Here is a 19,817-nt window from a genome sequence, read left to right as displayed (position 1 = left end):
TTGGTGGCGCGGAGCCGATGCCTGTACTGCGCAGCCCCAGGTCAGCGGTCGCATGGCCGCCGTCCTCTCGATTCCCGGGAGCGAACCCAGTGACCGCCTTATCTCGCAGCCTCGTTGAAGGGAAACCTGCTCCGATGCAGTTGCCATACGCCCCTGGACAAGCGGGTGTTCCGCTTGTGCCTGATGCTCCCGCCGACGCTGACGTACTCGCGCGAACAGGGTTTGCTGCCCGAGCCGATCTGGGCCAGCACTTCCTGCGCTCGCCGGAGGTGGCGCGGCGCCTACTGGAGTGCGCCGAACTCCCCGCTGGTGCCCAGGTACTTGAGGTAGGGGCAGGGCTGGGGACGCTGTCCTGCGCGGTGGTAGAGGCAGGGTGTCGGATCTGGGCGGTAGAGAAGGACGTTCGGCTCGGCACCCCGTTGCTGGACAAGCTTCGGCCCTTCGGGGCGCGGGCGCGGGTGACCATCGCGGACGTCCGCTCGGTCGACCTCGATGGCGGGCTGGAGCGGGGCAGCGTCCTGCTGGCGATCCTGCCGTTCGACTGGGAGCTGTCGTCAGCCCTCACCGAGCACATCTTCGTCTCCACCCACAACGTGGTGCGGGGGCTGGTCGTCGTACCGAGCCGCACCCTGGACCAGTACCGGGCCGCCGAGGGAGAAGGCCGAGGTCTGCGGTTGGAAGAGGTGGACGGGATCTCCCGGCGGGAGTTCTGGCCGCAGGCGCCGGCACCGCTGCGCGTCGTGTCCATCGAGAGGCGCTGATGGACACGACGACGCTGGTCGTAACGACCGACTTCCACTCCGCAGTTCCTGGCGGTCGGGCCACACTCGCCGCGGTGAGGCAGTGGCGTGCGCGCGGCGCCTTGGTAGTGGACGCGGGCGATTTCTTCGGTGGCAACGCATTCCACGAGTTCTCTGCCGGACGCGTGGAGGAACGGCTTCTGGCGGAACTGTACGACGCGCTCGTACCGGGCAACCACGACCTCACCGACCTGATGCGACTGGCTGATCCCGGGCGTTTTCCCCCGGTGGTGTGCGCGAATCTGCGGCCGCCGGACGGGTTCGCCGGGCGTTGGGCGAGCAGCCTCCTCCTCCCGGAGCGAGAGCCAAGAGTGGGCATCGTCGGCTACTTGGGCCAGCAGGCGTTCGAGACGATCCCGCCAGCTGAGCGAGCCGGGTTCCAGTTCGTGCCGCCGACGGCGGACCTGATCGCGACGGAGCGGGACCGGCTTCTGTCCGAGGGGGCCGACGTCGTCATAGGAGTGAGCCACACCGGTTTCGCCCACGACGTTACCGACCAGGAGCACGGCTGGCCGCTCAAGTTGGTCGTCGCGGGCCACTGCCACAGCCCCTCGTACCACTGGGCGTCCGCAGGCCGACATGTGGTCAAGGCCCCAGAGGTGGGAGCGGGTCTGCTGCGGATCGCTCTCGACCGCACAGACGGCCACATCTTCAGGATCGAGACCTTCACCCCTTCCGCGAACGTCCCGCCCCGGCCGGACGGCTTGGAGGAGGCGCTCACCGAGTACGCGGCCTGGGGCAGCGAACAGGTCGGAACGTTGCCAGCACGTCTCGACACCAGGGAGGACGTCGCCCAACTGTTGACCGAGCGCGCCCGGACCGCCGCAGGCGCCGACGCGTTCGTCCTCAACCTGGGGTCCCTGCGGGCCGGGCTGCCACAGACCGTTACTCGCCAATCGCTCATGGACTGCGTCCCCTTCGACGCCGACCTCGTCCTTGTGGACAGCACACACCCCGTGGAGACGGTGTTGGCGGCGGCCCGCCAGCTCGGCGAGGAGCCCGTCGCGAGCACCCAAGCCGCGTCCGGTACGTCCGCGTGCGCCATCGCAACCACGAGCTACCTCGCCGAGCGCCTGGGTCTTGCCGCTCGGCCTGCCATCCCGCCGCGCACCCTGCGCGACACCCTCACCGATCTCATTCGGAGTCCTCATGAGTGATGTGCTGACCCTGAATGGCCGCGACCTGACCAGCGGCCCGCACGCACCTGGCCAGTTCGCCGACGCCATAACCGGCCCGGGCGCGGGCCGAGCCCTGGTCCAGTTCGAGGGACAGGACCACCCGCTGAACCTGGAACTCAGCCTGAGTCTGCTCTCCAGCCTCGGCCCCGTCCTGTCCGTGTATCCGGGCGACGGCTGCTGGAGCGACCTGACGGTCAGCCTGGCCGCCGACCCTGGACGCACGCACGGCGTCGGCGAGAACCGCCTGCACGTCGACCTGGTCGACCGCGACCGGATCCCCCGCTACATCGCCCTGTACTGCGTCCGCGCCGACCCGCTGGGCGGCGGGGCGTCGGCGCTCGCCGACCTTTGGGCGGCCGTCGACGCGCTCTCGGATGCCGACCGCATGATCCTGGCCCAGCCGGTCTTCTGCTACTTCGCCGACCAGGATGTGCACGGTGTGGGGGACAGCCTGGAAAGGTTCCCCGTACTGCCGGAGCGGATCGACGGCAGCGCGCCGATCCGGTTCACAGCCAAGATGGTCCCCCACCTTGAACGCGGCGAACTCGTCGACGCCGAGGAGCCCCAGGTGATGGCTGCCGCCTTCGGCCGGTTCGTCGACGCCGTCCTCGCCTGCCGCTCGACCATCCGTCTGCAGCCGGGCGACCTGCTCGTCTTCGACCAGCACCGCTACGCGCACGGCCGGATGCCGCTCGGCGACGGCCAGGACCGCTACGGCGCCGACGAGCGGCGGCTGCTGCGGCAGACGTACGTCGGTGCGGGAGCATTCGGAGGCACGCGATGATCCTCACAGGCCCCGCGATCCGCGAGTCGGTCGAGGCCGGGCAGATCACCATCGCCCCGTTCGACGCGGATCTACTGAACCCCAACAGCTACAACTACCGCCTCGGCGGGACGCTCAAGCAGATCATCAGCGATCCGGCCGATCCGATTCGCCCGGCCGAGACAGTTGTCATCGAGCTGCCCGACGACGGGTATGTCCTGCGCCCGGGCGTCGTGTACCTGGGCGCGACGGTGGAGACCGTCGGCGGCGACGAGTACGTGACGAGCCTGATCGGCCGGTCCTCGCTCGGCCGGCTGGGCATGTTCCTGCAAATCTCCGCCGATCTCGGCAATCTCGGCTCCGCCCACCAGTGGACCCTGGAGATCAAGGTCGTCCAGCCCCTGCGGGTCTACCCATACATGCGGATCGGCCAGGTGAGCTTCTGGAAACCGGTCGGTGCCCGCATGCCCTACGACGGGCTCTACGGCGGAATCAGCGAGCCCACCGGGTGCTCCCCGAGTGCGGCAGCCGGCTTCGGTGCGGCTCAGGTACGGCAGGAGGCCGCCGCGTGATCCTCACCGGTCCCGAGATCGCAGCACAAGTCAAGATAGGGGCGATCCAGATCGCCCCGTACGACGAGCAGCGAATCCAGCCGAACTCCTACGACTTCCACCTGGGCGAGCGCATCGGCTGGTACACCAACGAGGTCCTCGACTGCGCCCGCGAGAACCCGTTCGAGGAACACGCCATCCCCGGCGAGGGCATGGTGTTGGAGCCGGACCGCATCTACCTGGCCTCCACCCGCGAGAAGATCGGCAGCGACTCCTACGTGCCGATCATCCGCGCCCGCTCGTCGATCGCACGCCTGGGCCTGTTCGTGCACTGCACCGCCGACCTCATCGACATCGGCTCCTTCGGCCAGCTCACCCTGCAACTACACGCCGTGCAGCGTGTACGGATCTATCCGGGGCTGCTCGTCGGGCAGGTGACCTTCTGGGTTCCTCAGGGGGAGATCGTCCTTTATGACGGGAAGTACCAGGGGTCCGAGGGGCCGCGGCCGTCACTGCTCCACCGCGACTTCGAGGCCCGGTGACGCCCGTGGCCCCCGCCTTCAGCAGCTCGGTGGAGCGGGTAGTCGCCGTAGTCGCTCATCCGGACGACGCCGAACTGCTGTGCTACGGCACCTTGCGCAAGGCTCGCGAGGCCGGTGCCGTGGTGTCGGTCGTCGTTGTCACCCACGGCGCGAACGGCGTGTCGGTCGCCGATACGGGCGCCGGACGACAACTCGCCGAGGACGAGCGGGAGAAGGAGGTTACCGCCGCCTGGCACGACACCGGCGTCGACGTGGTCTTCCTCCACCTGACCGACGGCGCGCTGGTGGCCGACCTCCACCTGGTCTCCCTGGTGGAGGCCGAGCTGAACAGGCTTCAGTGCACGCTGCTCATCACCCACAGCCCACGAGCGGCCAACGACCATCAGGACCACCTGGCGGTCGCCATGGCCGCCGCGAACGCCGCCGCCAGAGTGCCGACCTGCCACACCGTGCTCCACGGCGAACCCCATGCTCCCCGCTCCGGCTTCAGCCCGACCGTCCTCGTCGACGTCACCGACTTCGTCGACGACAAGGTCCGCGCCCTGGACGCGCACCACAGCCAGGGCGGGCGCTGGTACCTGACCGAGGGCTACACCCGCCATCGCGCCGCCCAGGCCGGATGGTCCCTGCGCCCCGCGGCCACGTCCACCGGGCGTGCCTTCGAGGCCTTCGAGAGCACCCTGCTCACACTCACCTTCGCTCCCTCGCGAGAGGACGCCCGACCTTGATCTACATCGAACAGCCGCCCTTCGCCCCGTGGCTGGGGTTCTGCGAGGCCCTGCTCGGCTGCGACACGGTCGCCTTCTACGACGATGTGCAGTACACCCAGGGCGGCTGGCAGAACCGCAACCGCATCAAGACCGCCGACGGAATCGACTGGCTGACCGTGCCGGTCATCCGGGACACCGGCCAGCTCATCAAGGACACCCGGATCGCGCCCACCTTCGACCCCGACCGGCTGCTGCGCCAAATCCGCCTCGCCTACGCCCGCACCCCCTACATCGACGAGGCCCTGAACGTGCTGCGTCCGGCACTGACGGCCGGCCACGAGCACCTGGCCGACCTCAACATCGACCTGATCACCGCCCTCGCCACCGCCCTCGGCTCCCGGGCCCGGCTGCTGCGCACCTCCCAGATGAAGATCACTGCGGCCGACAAGACCGAGCGGCTGGCCCAAATATGCGCGTCCGCCGGGGAACGGGTGCTGTGGGCCGGATCCGGCACCCGCGACTACCTCGACACCGGCCAGCTGGAACACCACCAGGTGTCGGTGCGGTGGAACGAGTTCACCGACCGGCACCCGCAGTACCTCCAGGCCTGGCCCCGCCAGGAGTTCATGCCGGGTCTGTCCGTCATCGATGCGGTCTGCGCCCTGGGATGGGCAGGCACCTCCGCGCTGCTGCGCACCTCGTTCGAGGCCTACCTCCCGCAGGCCGAGAAGGGGAGCGTGGCATGAACCGTCCGCTGATCCTGACCGGGATCGACCTGCCGATGGAGCCCTCGTGCGGGTCGACCATCTGGTGCAGCGACGTCTACCAGCGGCTTACCGACGACTTCCGGGTGCTGTACCTGGGCCTGCCCGGCAGCGGCACTTGGAAGCACCACTTCCCCGAGACCACCCTGCTCGCCGCCGACAAACAGCCCTACGGCCCGCGCTTCGACGCCTACGCAGCCCAGCTGACCGACGAGGTCGCCGACCTGATCGGCGCCCACCGGCCCAGCCTCATCCACGCCCAGCACCTCGGGTTCGGGCTCGCACTCGCCTTCGCCCGCGCGGCGGGCACCACCCCCGTGATGTCCGTCGCGCACGGCACCGATGTCATCGCCGCCGCCGAAAGCGAGCAGGCTCTCCAGGTCCTCACCGAGATCGTGGCCGCCAGCACCAAGGTGATCGTCCCAAACACGGCCATGGGCTTCGAGGTCGACCGGCTCACCAACCACGCCTACACCGAACGGCTGACAACCGTCCCCTGGGGCGTCCCGCTCCCACCCCAACCGACCGCCGTGCCCCGGCCCTTGCACCGGCTGAACCTGCTGCACGCCGGCCGCCTCGATGCCAACAAGTGCACCGTCACGGCGATCGAAGCCCTCGCCCTTACCCAGGACAAGCACCATCTCACGGTGATTGGCAGCGGCAGCGAGCTGCCGCTGCTCAAGGAGCGCACCGAACGTCTCGGCCTGGGCGAGCGGGTCACCTTTGAGCCGTTCCTGCCGCGCGAGGAGCTGTGGGGGAGGTTCGCCGGATTCGATGCGCTGGTGTTCACCACTCGCCAGCTGGAGGCCTTCGGACTGGTCGCTGTCGAAGCCCAGGCCCACGGACTACCCGTCCTCTACGGCGACCTGCCCGGCCTGGACTACACCCTCGGCGACGGAGGCATGCCCTACCGGCCCGGCGACGCACCGGCGCTCGCCGCGCTCATCGACCGCGTGGCCGCCGACGAGACGCTGCGCCATGACCTGCACGGCGCGGCTGCGGCCAACGCCCGCCGGCACCACATCACCAACACCGTCGCACAGGTGACCCGCCTGTCCAGTTCCGTGATCGAGGGGCGCCGATGACCACCACTGCCCTGTATGCCAGCCGAATGTGGCCGCCGGTCCGCCGTGGGGCCGGGGAGGCTACCGATCCCGCCCTCGACCTGCTCTACCACCTGGGCTTGGTGGCCCGCACCGACGCGACCGGCGTCCACACCCTCCTGCCGCTCGGCCTGCGCGTCCACGACCGGATGGCGACCATCGCCCGGAGCGCGTTCGAGGAGCGCGGTGCGCTCGCCTTCGCCGCCCCCACCCTGCAAAGCCGTCGGCTTTGGGAGGAGACCGGCCGGTGGCGCTCCTATCAGCGCGAAGGAGCTCTGCTGACAGTGCGCAGCTCCAGCGGAGATGAGATGTGCCTCGCGCCGACCTCGGAGGAGATCACGGCCGCCACGGTCCGCGAGCACCTGCGCTCCTTCAGGGACCTGCCCGTGCGGCTCTTCTTGTCCACGAGCAAGTTCCGCGACGAACTTTCCCCGCGCGGCGGGCTGATGCGCGGACGCGAGTTCACCATGGCCGACGCCTACACCTTCGACACATCGGCCGACGGCATGCGCGAGTCAACGGCATTCCTGAACGAGGCCTGCACCGCCGCCCTGACCGGCATGGGACTGCCCGGCGTCTTCCAGGCACCGGCGGATGGCGGCGCCATCTCCGCCGGCCCCAGCACCGAGCACCTGGTGCTGTCCGACGCCGGGCAGAGCACCATCGTGGCCTGCGACCACTGCGGCAACCGCGGCGACGGAGCCGTCACGCCCGTGCACCCCGCGCCGCCGCCCGCCGCGCCCGTCGTCAACGTGATCGCCTTCGTCCTCACCCACCCCGACGGCAACATCCTGTCGGCCGCTGTGGCCGTCCGCTCCGACCTCAAGGTCAGCGCCCGGAAGGTCGCCGCTGCCACCGGCGCCCGGCGCGTCGCCCTCATCGAGCCCCAGGATCTACCCGGCATCCTCGGCAAGGAGGCCGGGACCCTCACCCCGTGGGATGCCGCGGACAGTCCCGACACGCTCCTGTTGTTCGACACTTCCGTCTCCGCTCTGGACGAGTTCGCGATCTCGGACGGCGTCGACGGGCTGCGCAGCGGTGTGACCTGGAACGGGGGCCCGGACCTAGGTGCCCTGAAAGTAAGCGGCCTCGACCTCGCCGAGGCATCGGACGGCAGCCGGTGCACCCTGTGCCCCGGGACCCACCGCGCCGTCCGCGCCGTCGAAGTCGCTCACGTCTTCGAACTCGGCACCCAGTACTCCCAGCCGATGAAACTCGCCTTCACCGACTACAACGGACGCCAAGCCGTCCCCTGGATGGCCTGCTCCGGTATCGGCATCACCCGCTGCATGCAGACCGCCGCCGACCTGCACCGCGACCATCAGGGCCTGCGCTGGAAGCCCGGCACCGGGCCGGCCGACGTCCACCTCGCCGTGCTGCGCTCCGACCAACCGGAGATGCAAGAGCGCACCGACCAGCTCGTACAGGACCTCACCGCCCGCGGGCTGAGCCTCTTCGTCGACGACCGGCCCCTTCCCACCGGGGAGAAGCTCCGCTACGCCCGCCTGCTGGGACTGCCGCACGCCGCAGTGCTCTCCCCCGACCGCCCCGCCGAGGAGATCGAAGTGATCAGCCGCTGGACCGGGCGCACCACCATCACCCAATCCAGCCACATTTCCCAACTCGCCACCCGCGGATAACCCCAGGAGACACCACCAAGTCGGACTGAAATAGTGTCGCCGCAACGCCCGTCGCGGCGACACTATTCGACATGCCTAGACTCAGATAAAAAAGCCGTCTATTCGCGCGAGTGAGCGATGGCGAAAACTTCTCCGGTATTCCGTCGATCCTGTTGACGCCCGAATGCGGCGGCCCCTAGCGTGATGCCCACCACAGTGAACGGGTCGTAGCTCAAGTGGTGGAGCACGGCAAAAGCGTTGCCGAGGAGCCTGGTTCAAGTCCGGCCGGCCCGACCAGCTCAGCCTGTACTCCATGCCCGGCCCGGTCAGCGACCGTGACAGGGTGCGGAGTACTGCTGAAGGAATATCGACCTCCCGTACATAAGGTCATGCGAACCCGGAAACGGTATTGATGAAAATTGCGATCACCGGCGGCGGCAGCGCCGGGCACGTAGTTCCCGCTCTATCCGTCGCCGCCCAGCTCACGCAGAGCGGGAACGAACTCGTGTTCTTCGGGCGGGACGGAGGCATCGAGCACGAGTACGCCGCAAAAGCCGAAATCCGTTTCTGCTCCGTACCGTCCGCCGGGCTGAAGCGTTACGGCTCGTGGAGCAACCTGCGGATGCCTTTCACTGTCCTGCGCGGCATCGGCGCCGCCCGGCGGGCCATGCGCCGTGAGCGCCCCGACGCCGTGTTCGCCAAGGGCGGCTACGTCACCGTCCCCGTCGGAATCGCCGCCTGGCTGTGCCGCGTTCCGGTCATCATCCACGAGTCCGACCACTCCCTAGGACTCGCCAATCGGATCCTCGCCCGGATGGCGACCCGCGTCTGCCTCTCCGAACCGGCCCGGTCCAAGCCTCCGCGCTGGCTCGCCCGGAAGACGGTCGTCACCGGCCTGCCCCTGCGGCACGACCTCAGCGAGGGCAACCCGGACCGGCTGCGCAGCCAGCTCGGCATCAAGCCAGACGCCGAGGTCCTGCTGATCTTCTGCGGCAGCAGCGGCTCCGCCCGCATCAACGACGCCGTACGCAGCCAACTGGACAACCTCTGCGGCCGGTACGCGGTGATCCACGTGTGCGGCAAGGGCAACCTCGACCCGTCCCTCGACGGAACACCCGGCTACTGGCAGTACGAGTACCTGCACCAGGAGATGACCGACGCACTGTGGCTGGCTGACCTGGTCATCGGCAGGGCCGGGGCAACGACCCTGGCCGAGCTGGAGGCGCTCGGCAAGCGCGCCGTCCTCATCCCGCTGCCAGCCAGCGTCAGCCGCGGTGACCAACTGATCAACGCCGAGGCATACGCGCGTCGCCACGAGGGACGCTGTCGCGTCATCCAGGACGACGACGCCCTCGCCGGCGGCGCCACGCTCGTCGAGGCCTGCCTTCACCTGGCTGGCGCCCACGCGAGTATCAGCAGGCCGGATCCCGCCGCGATCCACCAGGCGGCCAGTCGCATCGCCAGCGAGACCCTGTCCGCTGCCCGGCTGCGGCGCCGCCGAGCCCGCTAGACGTCAGTTGTCACCATGGCCGTACATTTCGCGGATCTGCTCGTCGGTCTCGCCGCGGTGGTAGACGTGCCAGTGCAGGTGCTTGGACTCCTGGTACAGGCCGACGTTGGTGGTCACGGAAGCGGCGCCGTGCTTCTCACGCACCTGGTCCGCGACCTTGGCCACCACGTCCATGACCTCCGCCAGCAGCTCCGGGCCACCGTCCCCTAGGTCCACGAGCGACGGAATGTGCTCCTTGGGCACCACCACGATGTGTACCGGGTGTGACGGCTTGGTGTGGTGAAACGCCAGCACCCGGTCCGTCTCCATCACCCGCTCGATCTCTACGAGGCCGGGAATGGCCTGGTGGCAGTAGAAGTCCGAGACCTTCGCGGGGGCCACAACAGCAGTGGTCACAGTTCGTCACTTTCCGTGTCTGTCGGTGATCTAGGCGCAAGATTACCGCCCGGCCACACAGCACACCTGCCGCACACCCACCCCATTCATCTCCGAAGATCACGCCGGGGACGGAGGGTTTCGCGTGGACCTTCAGCGGCCTAAATCCCCGCAGTAGTAACTGGAGTTCGAAGTCACACCACCTGGTGGGTGAGGTTTTAGGGCCGCGATCGGGCGTTCAGAGCCAGGCCAGGGTGTCAGCGCCCTCTCGTAGGCTGATCATCATGACAACACCAGCCGGGGGGCTGCCGCTTGAAGCTGCCCGCCGGATGGTGGAGACACGTCTCCTCACCGACACGGTGCGGTTCTTCCTGCCTGGCGAGCCCTACATCGACCCTGACACCCTCCAGGAAGTTCCCGGGGAGCCCACGATCATCTGGGAAGGGGCAGGGGCGATCCAGCCCGACCGTTCCCCCGACGTGACCGTACGTCTCAACGACGGCACGGGCACCCCCGTTGCCACCTCCGGCCGATACCGCATGCTGACCCCGGTCGACGCGCCCGTCGCGAAGGGCGAGCACTCGGTGACGCTCACGGCATCCGAGGACGCCGACGCGGTCGGCAGGATCTGGGAAGTCGACAGCGTGGAGCGCAGCAGCACCCCCGTGGTCCGGGTGACGTGGTTGACCTATGACTCCTCCGCGAACGACGGGAGCTGACCCGATGCCCACGTACGACACGACGACGAGGCAGGCTGAGTTGGAGGCCCTGATGGTGGACACGGTCCGCATCAGCCGCCCCAGAACGGGCGGTGACGGTGCCTCGTCGCCCGACACTGTGTACGAAGGGCCCGGTGCTCTGCTGTCGACTCACGGACAGCTCCTTGTCACCCAGATCCTCGGCGTCGACTGGGCCGGGGAATCGGCCGCCTGGTACCAACTCCTCACGCCCCTGGCCTCCCCGCCAGCAGAGCCCGGCGACCACGTCACCGTGGTTGCGGCGGCCAACGAGACAGCCGCGTTCGAGGGACGGACCTGGTACGCCGAGGCGCGCACACAGGCATCGACGTGGGAGCTCGCGCGAGTGACGCGCCTTGATGAGCAGGGCGGAACGCTGGGGCAGGGCCTGTGACCGAGATGCGATACGACGAACCGGTGCCGGTACGAGTCGTGGCGGATGCACGACACGCTCGCGTGGAGGTAAACGGCCGAGACGTGACACGTGATGTGCGCGGCTACCAACTCGTGCAGGAGGCGGGTCAGGCACCCCAGCTCCTCGTGCAACTCGCCCCCTGGGCTGGCGTCGAGTGGGAAGGTGTGGCACGTGTCGTCGTCGGTTCCCCGCCGGACCCGGGACCTGCGGCTGCTGCCTTCCTGGCGGCGATCGACGGGCGGGAACTGGAGAAGGCGACGCTCGCTCGTCGTGATCTACTGGATGGACAGCCACACGAGTTCAGCAGGGCCATGCTGGCTGTACTGATCGAAATGGCGCGCGGGGACTGGGCCGGATGGGAGCCAGCCGATGCCGTCACCCCTGAACCCGCACCCGAACGCGCACCCTGACGCCGGGGCCTACTCCAACGCCGTGCAGATCGCCGCCGCCTTCGAGCGGCGAGCCGCCCTCACCCTGCCGATGGCGGTCTCCGTGGTGCGGCACTACACGATGCTGCTGGAGACCCGCGTCAAGGCTCACGCGTCTGGGCGCCCGGGCCCGAACGCGCCGACCGGTGACTATCGCAGATCGTGGACGCACACCGTCCTGGTTGCAGGCAGCACCGTTATTGGCACCACCGGCACCAACAAGCCCCAGGCCAGACGCCTGGAGTATGGATTCGTCGGCGAAGACTCCTTGGGGAGGCGCTACAACCAGCGCCCGTACCCGCACGTCGGCCCGGCCATCGAAGAGGTTCGCCCGTTGTTCCTGGCGGCCATGGCCGACATCGCCGCGAGCGGGGGCGACGCGTGAGCGACACCTTCACCACCGACCTCCACCAGGCCGTTGCGGACGTCTGCCAGCGGCACGAGTTCGGACTGCTGTCTCGGCTGATGCTGATCGCCGAAGTCGTCGACGATGACGGCGAATTGGGCCTACTGATCGGCACCTCGCCGAAGGACATGCCGCGTTGGGATCGGGTTGGTCTCCTCCAGTTCGCGCTGACGGATCTTGCCACCCCGAGCGTTGACTCCGACGAAGGGGATGAGCTGTGACGGTGGACGGGCGAGTGGTGGCGCTCGGCACGCAGGCCACCATCATCAGCGGGACCGCCCGGTCGTGTGGACTGGGCGCAATCCCTCTGTCCACGGCGACTCCCACCGGAGCCGCCCTGCCGTACACCGTGCTCTACGACCTCGGACAGATCCCGTCCGGAGCCCCGTTCGGCGATCCCGCCTCGGAGGCTGCCGTGCTCGTGCAAGTCACCAGCTACGCCTCCACCGCCGATATCGCCCTGGCGACCGCGGACAAGGTGCGACGGGCCTTCCTTCAGCGCAACGCGGCCGATACGGACTGGGCGTTCCCGATCACCCTGACCGGCTACAAGGTCATCGGAAGGGAATCCGATCGGGAGGACGGTCTTGGACTGTCGGGGAGCAACTACAGTTATGTGCAGCGGTTCAAGCTGCACGTGAGTACCAGCAGCTGACCAAGACCGCTCCTTACCGCGAAGGAACCGCGCGGACGCTCAGCCACCCGGCTTGGGCCGTATCCCCTGTATGGGGACCGGCCCGCCGGCAGGCGCTCTCCCCTGGGTACGGTCCCCGGAGAGCGAGACCCTCCCCGTGTCTAACCGCTTCATGCGGCGCGGTGTCACGAAGTTCTTCTTCCTCGACACCATCACCGCGAAGACCTTCATCCCCATCCGCGCTGAACTGACCAGCGGCACCGACCTGTCGCCGACGATCTCCGACGTCGAGGGCTTTGCCCTGGAGAACACGCCGATCGACACCCCGGACATGGCGTCCGAGTTCACCAGCAACATCGCCGGTGAGGACAAGGCCGACAACTCCTCGCTCACGTTCTACGAGGACAAGGTCGACTCCACCCTGGAGACCCTGTTGTCGAAGGGCGTCGAGGGCTTCGTGGTGATCCTCCGCAAGGGCGATGTCGTCGGCTCGAAGTCGATGGACATCTTCCCGGTGCGGGTCGGCGCCCGCTCGGCGACGTACACCACGGCGACCGAGCCCGCCAAGTTCAAGGTGTCCTTCAATATCACCGCTAAGCCGGTCCAGGACGCCGCCGTCCCGGCCGCAGTCTGACCGGCAGGGGGCGCCGTATGACCACAACCTTCGAACCCCCGGCAGCCGCGGTGGCGCGGGACGCGCACTGGGCAGCCAAGATGGCCCGCCTCCGGGCACGCCGACTTCCAGAGCGGACGGTGTCGTTCATCGACGATCCCGTGCTCAAGCAGACCGTCACCGATACCGCCCTCGGTCTGGCGAAAGCCCGAGCTGCGGCGATCTCGAACGCGATCGAGCACGGTGTCTCGGAGGCGGACCGCGAGACCTGGGTGGACGGACAACCCACCGTGCTGGCCGCGCAGGGGGCCCTCACCCAGGCTCAGACGGTACTGGAGGAGGGGACGCTGAAGCTGACCTTCCGAGGGCTGCCCCGTCCGGAGTGGGAGCAGCTCTTGCGCGAGCATCCGCCAACCGAGGCACAGGCCGATCTCGGGCACGAGTACAACGTCGAGTCGTTCCCCGCAGCACTGATCGGGGCCTGCTCCGTCGACGGCATGAGCGTCGACGAAGCACAGGAACTCCTCGACACATGGTCGGACGCCGACGCGAAGGCCTTGTTCACCACAGCCCTGCTCGTCAACCAGACCATGAGGGCTGACCTGGGAAAAGGCTGACGACCGACCCAGGATTCCGGGCGGAGATGGAGCTGTGCCACGCCCACGGGATCCCGCACTCCCAATTCACCGGTGCCGGGGACGGCCGGTGGAGCGCGCTGGACCGGGCCAAGGCGCTCGCCTACCTCGCCTACCAGCGCAGCGTCTGCCGGGAGTGCGGGACCAGGCACGCCGAGTGGGACGAGGAAGCCGGTGGGGACCGGTTCGCCTACGTCGCCGAGCCGGTGCGCTGCCCGGGGTGCGAGCTGATCGAGATGGAGCGGGAGCACATACCGCAGGGGGCTGAAGGGCGCGGGTTGAAGATCGGGCTACAGCCCAGGAAGAAGTAGCCGATGGCCGGCGCGTACAACCTGTACGTCAACCTGCTCGCCACCACCGGTGGTCTCTCCACAGGCCTACGGCAAGGAGCCGCCCAGCTCCGAGCCTTCGACGGCCAACTCGACTCCACCAACGGCCGGTTGAACCGGGTCCAAGCGGCGGCGCAGAATCTGGCCCGCACCCAAGCGGCTGCGTCCGCGCAGATCGTGGCCTCCCAGTCGCGCGCGACGCAGGCCGTGCAGCGGGCTACGACCGCTCAGCAGAACGCCGCCCGTGCCCAAGGGATCGCTGCCCGTACGGCGGCCCGCGCCGAGCGGGCCCGCGTCGCCGAACTCGCGACGGGGGAGAGGGCGGCGCGGAGCCAGGCCCTCGCCCAGCGGATGGCCGACCGGGCAGCAACCACCACCGGCCGCGGCGCTGCCGCAGCTGCCCGTACGGCCGCTGCCGCCCAGACGGCGGCAGCCCGCGCCACACAAGACCACGCCCAGGCACAGGCCCGCGCCGCGTCCGCTCAGCAGACCGCGGCCCGAGCCAGCAACCTCGTCGCGACTGCCGAGACCCGCGCCCGCTCCGCAGTCACCCTGCGCGATGAGGCGCAGTCCGCGGCTGGCCGAACGGCGCAGTCAGCCGCCCGTCAGACCGCCCGCGCTGAAGCGCAACTTGCGGCGGCCCGCAACGCGCAGGCCGCGTCACTGGCACAGAACGGTCTGCTCATAGGCGCCGCGCTCGGCGTCGGTGTCGCGCAGGCGATCCAGCTGGAGAGAGCCATGGCGAACGTCATGACGATCTCCCAGCAGATCAACTCGGACAACGTCTCCGCGTTCACCGACCAGATCGTGGAGCTGTCCACGCGGCTTCCGCAGACCGCCGAACAGCTTGCCGACGGCCTCTACCAGGTCGTCTCGACCGGCTTCGACGGCTCCGAGGCCATGCAGATTCTCGAAGTCGCGGCACGGGGTGCATCGGCCGGCCTCACCACGACCGAGACGTCTGCGCGGGCTCTGCTGGGCGTGATGAAGGCGTACGGCCTGGAGGCCAGCCAGGCCAACGACGTCATGGACGTGATGTTCCAGACCGTCAACCTCGGCGTCATCAGCTACGAGGAACTCGCGCAGCAGCTCGGTGATGTCGTGCCGATGGCCGCAGCAGCAGGCGTCGAGTTCGACGACATGTCGGCGGCACTCGCGGCCATCACACTGTCCGGCATCCCGGCCGCCGAGGCGGTCACGGCGCTGAACATGCTGCTCACCCGTGTGATGAAGCCGACGCAGGACCTGCGGCAGGCGGTCAAGGACCTCGGCTACGAGTCGGCGGCATCCGCAGTGGAGCAGGACGGCCTGTACGTCGTCGTCAACAAGCTGAACGGCGCGGCCGGGAACACCGCCGAGGGCATCGCCAACATGTGGAAGGACATCCGTGCCACCCGGGCTGCCCTTGCGCTCGCGGCTGCGGGCGGCCAGAACTACGCCGATACGTACGCGGGCATCGCGAACGAGGTGGCGCGAGCCGAGGCCACGCAGAAGGCGTACGCGATCCAGACGGACACCGTGTCCGGCCAGTGGGCGATCTTCGCGAACCAGGCGCGGGCGCTCGGCATCGACATCGGGCGGGCCCTACTGCCCGCGCTGAAAGCGATCGGCACCGTCCTCCACACCGTCGTGGGGGCAGTCAACGACCTCCCTGGACCTATGAAGTCCGCACTGGCGCTCACCCTCGCGTCCGCCGCCGGGCTGCTCCTGCTGCGCGGTGCATACACGAAGGTGACCGCGCAGATCGCCGCGTTCCGCGCAGCTCAGGCAGCCGCAGCCACCGGCGGGGCGACGATGCCCGCAGTACTCGCCGGGGCAGGGCTAGCCGTCACGGGCCTCCTCGGCGTACTCACGCTCGGCATCGCCGGATACGCGGCCTACACGGCGTCCAAGCAGCGAGCGAAGGACGCCACCGAGGAACTCGTGAAGGCCCTGAAAGAGGAGAGAGACGAGGGCACGACCGGCGTTGGGATCCGTGAACTGGTTGACCAGCTCACCGAGGACGGAGCCCTCACGGACCTGAAGAAGGTTGGCGTAACCGCAACGGAGGCCATCGACGCGATCACCGCTGGAGGCGGGAAGTTGGCCGCGCTCAAGGCTCGTCTTGACAATGACGCCTCCGAGTTCTTTGGGAAGGTTCGTGCCGGTAAGGAGGACGGCGACGACCTGATGAGGTGGTCGCGAGCGAAGAAGGTCCTCGACGAGCGGCACAAGGTGTGGTCGGACGCCGTCAAGAAGGAAGCCGAACTCGCCGAACAGCAGGCCATCGTGGAGGCCCGCATCAAGCAGCAGGCCAAGGCGAGCGGCGGCCTGTTCGACCTGTTCAGACTCGCTGACGTCGACAAGACCGGCGCCGCGAAGATCACCGACGAGATGAAGGCGCTCGGGGATGCGGTCGGGGACGCCGTGAACCCGTCGCAGGCATTCCGAGACGCGCAGACCGCCGCTGCTGAGGCGATGAGCAAGGCAGGCAAGGACGCCGACAACGCCAAGGTGAAGCTGTCGGGCTACATGGAGGAGCTGCGCAAACAGCTGGAGGCGCAGCGTGCCTTCCAGGGCAATCTGTCCGAGCTTGCCGTACAGGGATACGACGACCTAGCCGATCATTTCGCTGAGCTCGGCGTGGACTCCGCACCCATGCTGGACGAACTCGTCGGGCAGTTGAAAGACGGCAAGACGAAGGTTGCGGACGAGTTGCGTGCCATCGTCACTGAGGACGCGGAGCGGTCAACTGAGGCTTATCGGCTGGGCCTTGAGAAGACGGCGCAGATCACGGAGCAGTACGGCAAGAAGATCGGCCGCGCCTGGGCGAAGGCCTCCGAGCGCAACGACCCCGTCGCGTTCCAAGAGGTCACGGAGCAGATGGCTATGGTCGACCTCGGCGATGCCGTCGAGAAGTCCGTGGGCAAGGCGAACGACAAGTTCGAACGGGGCCTCGGCCTCCTTGCCCAGGTCGCCAAGCGGAAGGGACAGGACGCCGCCACCGCGTTCCAGGACGCCCTCTTGTCCGGGGACACGGAGCGCGCGATGGACAGCCTCCAGGCCATCTGGGGTTCCGACGTCCCGATCTCTGCCCCCGATCTGTCGGGGGTCGTCGCCGCGTTCGGCAAGGCTGGCAAGGACGCCCACGCCGAATGGTCCGGAGCACTGGAACTGATCCGGCAGGTCGCGGCGACGAAGGGCACCGAAGCCGCGTCCGCTCTCACCAGCGCCCTGCTGTCCGGCGACATGGCGGCCGTACAGCAGCAGTTGGACGCGATCGGCGTCTCGGTGACGAACATCCCCGGGTCCAAGTCCGTCACCGTGACCGTCAGCGCCACGCCACCCGCCCCAGTCCTCGTGCCGCTGATCTACCAGCGGCAGGCCACCTCGTGGGACAAGGACGCCAACGGAGTTCCCGACTCCATTCAGGCGCCGAGCAAACAAGCCAACGGTTCCATCCTGGAGTTCTACGCCGACGGCGGTGTCCGCGAAGAGCACATCGCCCAGATCGCCCGGCAGGGAACCTGGCGTGTCTGGGCGGAGGAAGCCGCGGGCCCCGAGGCGTACATCCCGCTCGCTCACAACAAGCGGACCCGGTCCCGCGCGATCACCGAGCAAGTCGTACGACGCCTCGGCGGCAAGGGCGTCGAGTGGTACGCCGACGGCGGGCTGAGCGGCTGGTCGTACAGCCCGTCCACGACCTCGGAACTGGTGTCGGTCTCCTCGATCCGCTCCGACTCCATGCGCACGGTGAAGAAGAACGGCAAGGAGACCGAGGTCTTCGACCTGAAGCTGTTCGAGAAGAACCTCGACAAGGCGGTGAAGAAGGCCCAGAAGTGGCGTAAGGACCTCGCCACCGTCGCCCGCCGTGCCGGGCAGGACGTGGCCGATGCCCTGGAGGCCATGGGGGAGGACGGAGTCGAACTCACCCACAAGATGGCCACCGGCAGCTCCAAGTACATCGCGGAGATGACGAAGGACCTGGAGAAGCTGGGACTCGTCGTACGGGCCACCCTCTCCGACTACACGACCCAACTCCAGCAGGCCATCAAGGACCAGACCGCCTTCGAGAAGAACCTGTCCAAGCTCGCCGCCATGGGGTACGGCGACCTCGCGACGATGCTCGCCGAGCAGGGCGACGAAGACGCCGAGGACCTGGCCGCCGAGGCCGTCAAGTCACCGAGCAAGGCCAAGAAGGCCAACAGCCAGGCGAAGGCCGCCTCCAAGGCGCTTCCCGACGAGGACCTGCCCGACCTCGTAGCGATCATCTCCGCCATCACCTCCGGCAAAGTCGGCATCCACGCCGTCGCCGAGAAGACCGAGCTGGACGAGGACCGCATCATCGAGGTAGCCACCCTCGGCCGCACCCGTATCAAGGACGCCCGAGGCTCCAAGGCCAGCCGGTTCCTCAGCGACCTGGACAAGGCGTCCAAGGGGCTGGCCTACCTCAACGGCGGCATCCTCACCCCGGGCATCTATGCCACCTCGAACGGGATCGTGCGGTTCGCCGAGCCCGCCACCGGCGGCGAAGCGTTCCTGCCCCTCGGCGCCGACAAGAGGACCTCGGCGACCGCGGTCCTCAAGGACGTCGCCCACCGCTTCGGCTACACCCTCACCCCCAGCGGAGTCACCGGCCCGATGCCGCTCGTGGACGCCCGGCCGGCGAGCGCCGTGCAAGTGGTCGTCGTACGCGAACAGCCCGCCGCGCTGGTCGGCTCCATGCCGATCACCGTCACCGGTGGCGCGGACGCGAAAGCCGCCGACCGCGTCGGCACGGAGATCATGCGGCGTCTGCGGAACGCCCAGCGAGGAGGGCGTCTGTGATGGCGACGATCACACGCGAGTGGCAGATCGACTTCGCGGGCGTCCTCCTGGGCCCCGAAACACCCTGCCCCATCGGGGACATCACCGGGCTCGGGACGCCCGAAGTCCGGGCCCAAGACGTCGAGTTGCCGACGGACGACGGGGCGTTCCCCGGCGTCGACTACTACAGCGCCCGCACCGTGACGATCGAGGCCGGCATACGCACGCCGGGCGATCCGCAGGCAGCCGCCGAGGTCCTTGCCGCGCTCCACCAGGCGGCCTCCGACCCCGCCGCACGGAAGACCGCGGGCGCGCTGCAGACCCTTCGCGTGCTCTGGCCCGGCCGCGAGGACGTCAAGCGGCTGTACGGCAGGGTGCGCCGGGTCGAAGCCGTGTCCATGGCCCAGTCCGTGTTCGGCTGGATCCCGCTGACGCTGGAGTTCACCGCCACCGACCCGCGCTGGCACGGGGAGCCGGAGCAGCAGGTCACCCTACCGCTCGCCTCCAGCGGCGGCACCGGCTTCAAGGCCCCCGTGGTCGCGCCGATCACCACCGGGGTCGCCGACCCGACGGACCGCAAGGGCTGGGCCACCAACAACGGCGACCTGCCCGCCTGGCCCGCCTTGACCATCAAGGGCCCGGTCGTGAGCCCCCGTATCTGGATTACCGAGACCGGCCAGGTCCTCGACCTCGCGCTGACCCTCGGCGAGAACGACACCCTCCAGATCGACACGCGCCCCGGCACCCGATGGATCCTGCGCAACGGCGGCAACGCCTCCTCGGCGCTGTCCGCCGCCTCCCGCCTGGACCTGTTCCAGCTTCCCCCCGGCACCAGCGAAGTCCGGTGGATCGGCGCGGACTACACCAACTCCACTCGCCTCACGGTGTCGTGGCGCGATGCCTATACCGCCCTGTAAGGA

General features: G+C 68.7%; 22 protein-coding genes and 1 tRNA gene. 22 read left to right on the top strand and 1 reads right to left on the bottom strand.

The window, feature by feature from the left end; genetic code table 11:
- Positions 1-17 precede the first annotated feature (17 nt).
- From JIX56_RS19860 to JIX56_RS19810, 11 genes are all read left to right on the top strand, one after another.
- Positions 18-761, top strand: a complete 744-nt coding sequence (locus tag JIX56_RS19860) for an rRNA adenine N-6-methyltransferase family protein (RefSeq protein WP_306819865.1) — start codon at positions 18-20, stop codon at positions 759-761.
- Positions 761-1,957, top strand: coding sequence for a metallophosphoesterase (locus JIX56_RS19855; RefSeq protein WP_257542505.1), 1,197 nt, complete (start codon positions 761-763; stop codon positions 1,955-1,957). The genes JIX56_RS19860 and JIX56_RS19855 overlap by 1 nt, the downstream gene beginning before the upstream one ends.
- Positions 1,950-2,762 carry a TauD/TfdA family dioxygenase gene (locus JIX56_RS19850; RefSeq protein WP_257542503.1) on the top strand — a complete coding sequence of 271 codons (813 nt, stop codon included), beginning with the start codon at positions 1,950-1,952 and terminating at the stop codon, positions 2,760-2,762. The genes JIX56_RS19855 and JIX56_RS19850 overlap by 8 nt, the downstream gene beginning before the upstream one ends.
- Positions 2,759-3,313, top strand: coding sequence for a dCTP deaminase (locus JIX56_RS19845; protein ID WP_257542501.1), 555 nt, complete (start codon positions 2,759-2,761; stop codon positions 3,311-3,313). The genes JIX56_RS19850 and JIX56_RS19845 overlap by 4 nt, the downstream gene beginning before the upstream one ends.
- A complete protein-coding gene (dcd, locus tag JIX56_RS19840) occupies positions 3,310-3,834 on the top strand; it encodes a dCTP deaminase (protein WP_257542499.1) in 525 nt (174 codons plus the stop codon). Before JIX56_RS19845 ends, dcd begins: the two co-directional genes overlap by 4 nt.
- A 5-nt stretch (positions 3,835-3,839) precedes the next feature.
- Positions 3,840-4,562, top strand: a complete 723-nt coding sequence (locus JIX56_RS19835) for a PIG-L deacetylase family protein (RefSeq protein ID WP_257542497.1) — start codon at positions 3,840-3,842, stop codon at positions 4,560-4,562.
- On the top strand, positions 4,559-5,290 hold the full coding sequence (locus JIX56_RS19830; protein ID WP_257542495.1) for a WbqC family protein: 732 nt from the start codon (positions 4,559-4,561) through the stop codon (positions 5,288-5,290). The genes JIX56_RS19835 and JIX56_RS19830 overlap by 4 nt, the downstream gene beginning before the upstream one ends.
- Positions 5,287-6,393: a glycosyltransferase family 4 protein gene (locus JIX56_RS19825; RefSeq protein WP_257542493.1), complete on the top strand. Its 1,107-nt coding sequence runs from the start codon at positions 5,287-5,289 to the stop codon at positions 6,391-6,393. The genes JIX56_RS19830 and JIX56_RS19825 overlap by 4 nt, the downstream gene beginning before the upstream one ends.
- Positions 6,390-8,051: a proline--tRNA ligase gene (locus tag JIX56_RS19820; protein ID WP_257542491.1), complete on the top strand. Its 1,662-nt coding sequence runs from the start codon at positions 6,390-6,392 to the stop codon at positions 8,049-8,051. The genes JIX56_RS19825 and JIX56_RS19820 overlap by 4 nt, the downstream gene beginning before the upstream one ends.
- 200 nt (positions 8,052-8,251) lie before the next feature.
- Positions 8,252-8,327 (top strand) — tRNA-Ala (locus tag JIX56_RS19815).
- Between the two features lie 115 nt (positions 8,328-8,442).
- Positions 8,443-9,540, top strand: a complete 1,098-nt coding sequence (locus JIX56_RS19810; RefSeq protein ID WP_257542489.1) for a UDP-N-acetylglucosamine--N-acetylmuramyl-(pentapeptide) pyrophosphoryl-undecaprenol N-acetylglucosamine transferase — start codon at positions 8,443-8,445, stop codon at positions 9,538-9,540.
- A 3-nt stretch (positions 9,541-9,543) separates the two neighbouring features.
- Here JIX56_RS19810 and JIX56_RS19805 read toward each other — a convergent pair whose 3' ends face one another.
- Positions 9,544-9,936 (bottom strand): HIT family protein, encoded by a 393-nt coding sequence (locus tag JIX56_RS19805; protein WP_257542487.1) that lies wholly within the window; start codon positions 9,934-9,936, stop codon positions 9,544-9,546.
- Between the two features lie 263 nt (positions 9,937-10,199).
- Between JIX56_RS19805 and JIX56_RS19800 the strand changes: the two genes are divergently transcribed.
- The 11 genes from JIX56_RS19800 to JIX56_RS19750 all read left to right on the top strand — a co-directional run bounded on the left by JIX56_RS19800 (position 10,200) and on the right by JIX56_RS19750 (position 19,814).
- A complete protein-coding gene (locus JIX56_RS19800; RefSeq protein ID WP_257542485.1) occupies positions 10,200-10,634 on the top strand; it encodes a DUF6093 family protein in 435 nt (144 codons plus the stop codon).
- Positions 10,635-10,638: 4 nt separating this feature from the next.
- On the top strand, positions 10,639-11,046 hold the full coding sequence (locus JIX56_RS19795) for a DUF6093 family protein (protein ID WP_257542483.1): 408 nt from the start codon (positions 10,639-10,641) through the stop codon (positions 11,044-11,046).
- Between the two features lie 83 nt (positions 11,047-11,129).
- Complete coding sequence (locus JIX56_RS19790) at positions 11,130-11,477, top strand: hypothetical protein (protein WP_257542482.1); 348 nt, start codon at positions 11,130-11,132, stop codon at positions 11,475-11,477.
- Positions 11,437-11,880, top strand: coding sequence for a hypothetical protein (locus JIX56_RS19785; protein ID WP_257542480.1), 444 nt, complete (start codon positions 11,437-11,439; stop codon positions 11,878-11,880). Before JIX56_RS19790 ends, JIX56_RS19785 begins: the two co-directional genes overlap by 41 nt.
- On the top strand, positions 11,877-12,122 hold the full coding sequence (locus JIX56_RS19780; RefSeq protein ID WP_257542478.1) for a hypothetical protein: 246 nt from the start codon (positions 11,877-11,879) through the stop codon (positions 12,120-12,122). Before JIX56_RS19785 ends, JIX56_RS19780 begins: the two co-directional genes overlap by 4 nt.
- Positions 12,123-12,124: 2 nt before the next feature.
- On the top strand, positions 12,125-12,556 hold the full coding sequence (locus tag JIX56_RS19775; protein WP_257542476.1) for a hypothetical protein: 432 nt from the start codon (positions 12,125-12,127) through the stop codon (positions 12,554-12,556).
- Between the two features lie 136 nt (positions 12,557-12,692).
- The gene (locus tag JIX56_RS19770; RefSeq protein ID WP_257542474.1) at positions 12,693-13,169 is read left to right on the top strand and encodes a phage tail tube protein; all 477 of its coding nucleotides are present in this window, start codon (positions 12,693-12,695) and stop codon (positions 13,167-13,169) included.
- Positions 13,170-13,186: 17 nt separating this feature from the next.
- Complete coding sequence (locus JIX56_RS19765; protein WP_257542473.1) at positions 13,187-13,765, top strand: hypothetical protein; 579 nt, start codon at positions 13,187-13,189, stop codon at positions 13,763-13,765.
- A gap of 26 nt (positions 13,766-13,791) precedes the next feature.
- On the top strand, positions 13,792-14,094 hold the full coding sequence (locus JIX56_RS19760) for a hypothetical protein (protein WP_257542471.1): 303 nt from the start codon (positions 13,792-13,794) through the stop codon (positions 14,092-14,094).
- Positions 14,095-14,097: 3 nt separating this feature from the next.
- A complete protein-coding gene (locus JIX56_RS19755; protein ID WP_257542469.1) occupies positions 14,098-18,918 on the top strand; it encodes a phage tail tape measure protein in 4,821 nt (1,606 codons plus the stop codon).
- Positions 18,918-19,814 carry a phage tail family protein gene (locus JIX56_RS19750; protein ID WP_257542467.1) on the top strand — a complete coding sequence of 299 codons (897 nt, stop codon included), beginning with the start codon at positions 18,918-18,920 and terminating at the stop codon, positions 19,812-19,814. The genes JIX56_RS19755 and JIX56_RS19750 overlap by 1 nt, the downstream gene beginning before the upstream one ends.
- The last annotated feature ends 3 nt before the right edge of the window (positions 19,815-19,817 follow it).

The organism is Streptomyces sp. CA-210063, assembly GCF_024612015.1.
Lineage (GTDB): Bacteria > Actinomycetota > Actinomycetes > Streptomycetales > Streptomycetaceae > Streptomyces.
This window is presented reverse-complemented; position numbering and strand designations above follow the sequence as displayed.

Bases quoted from the DNA above. Each gene is read 5' to 3' on its own strand.
- JIX56_RS19765 (WP_257542473.1), top strand. From the start codon at position 13,187: ATGACCACAACCTTCGAACCCCCGGCAGCCGCGGTGGCGCGGGACGCG.
- JIX56_RS19785 (WP_257542480.1), top strand. From the start codon at position 11,437: ATGCCGTCACCCCTGAACCCGCACCCGAACGCGCACCCTGACGCCGGG.
- JIX56_RS19855 (WP_257542505.1), top strand. From the start codon at position 761: ATGGACACGACGACGCTGGTCGTAACGACCGACTTCCACTCCGCAGTT.
- JIX56_RS19825 (WP_257542493.1), top strand. From the start codon at position 5,287: ATGAACCGTCCGCTGATCCTGACCGGGATCGACCTGCCGATGGAGCCC.
- JIX56_RS19795 (WP_257542483.1), top strand. From the start codon at position 10,639: ATGCCCACGTACGACACGACGACGAGGCAGGCTGAGTTGGAGGCCCTG.
- JIX56_RS19760 (WP_257542471.1), top strand. From the start codon at position 13,792: ATGGAGCTGTGCCACGCCCACGGGATCCCGCACTCCCAATTCACCGGT.
- JIX56_RS19860 (WP_306819865.1), top strand. From the start codon at position 18: ATGCCTGTACTGCGCAGCCCCAGGTCAGCGGTCGCATGGCCGCCGTCC.
- JIX56_RS19820 (WP_257542491.1), top strand. From the start codon at position 6,390: ATGACCACCACTGCCCTGTATGCCAGCCGAATGTGGCCGCCGGTCCGC.
- JIX56_RS19755 (WP_257542469.1), top strand. From the start codon at position 14,098: ATGGCCGGCGCGTACAACCTGTACGTCAACCTGCTCGCCACCACCGGT.
- JIX56_RS19850 (WP_257542503.1), top strand. From the start codon at position 1,950: ATGAGTGATGTGCTGACCCTGAATGGCCGCGACCTGACCAGCGGCCCG.
- JIX56_RS19810 (WP_257542489.1), top strand. From the start codon at position 8,443: ATGAAAATTGCGATCACCGGCGGCGGCAGCGCCGGGCACGTAGTTCCC.
- JIX56_RS19845 (WP_257542501.1), top strand. From the start codon at position 2,759: ATGATCCTCACAGGCCCCGCGATCCGCGAGTCGGTCGAGGCCGGGCAG.
- JIX56_RS19800 (WP_257542485.1), top strand. From the start codon at position 10,200: ATGACAACACCAGCCGGGGGGCTGCCGCTTGAAGCTGCCCGCCGGATG.
- JIX56_RS19750 (WP_257542467.1), top strand. From the start codon at position 18,918: ATGGCGACGATCACACGCGAGTGGCAGATCGACTTCGCGGGCGTCCTC.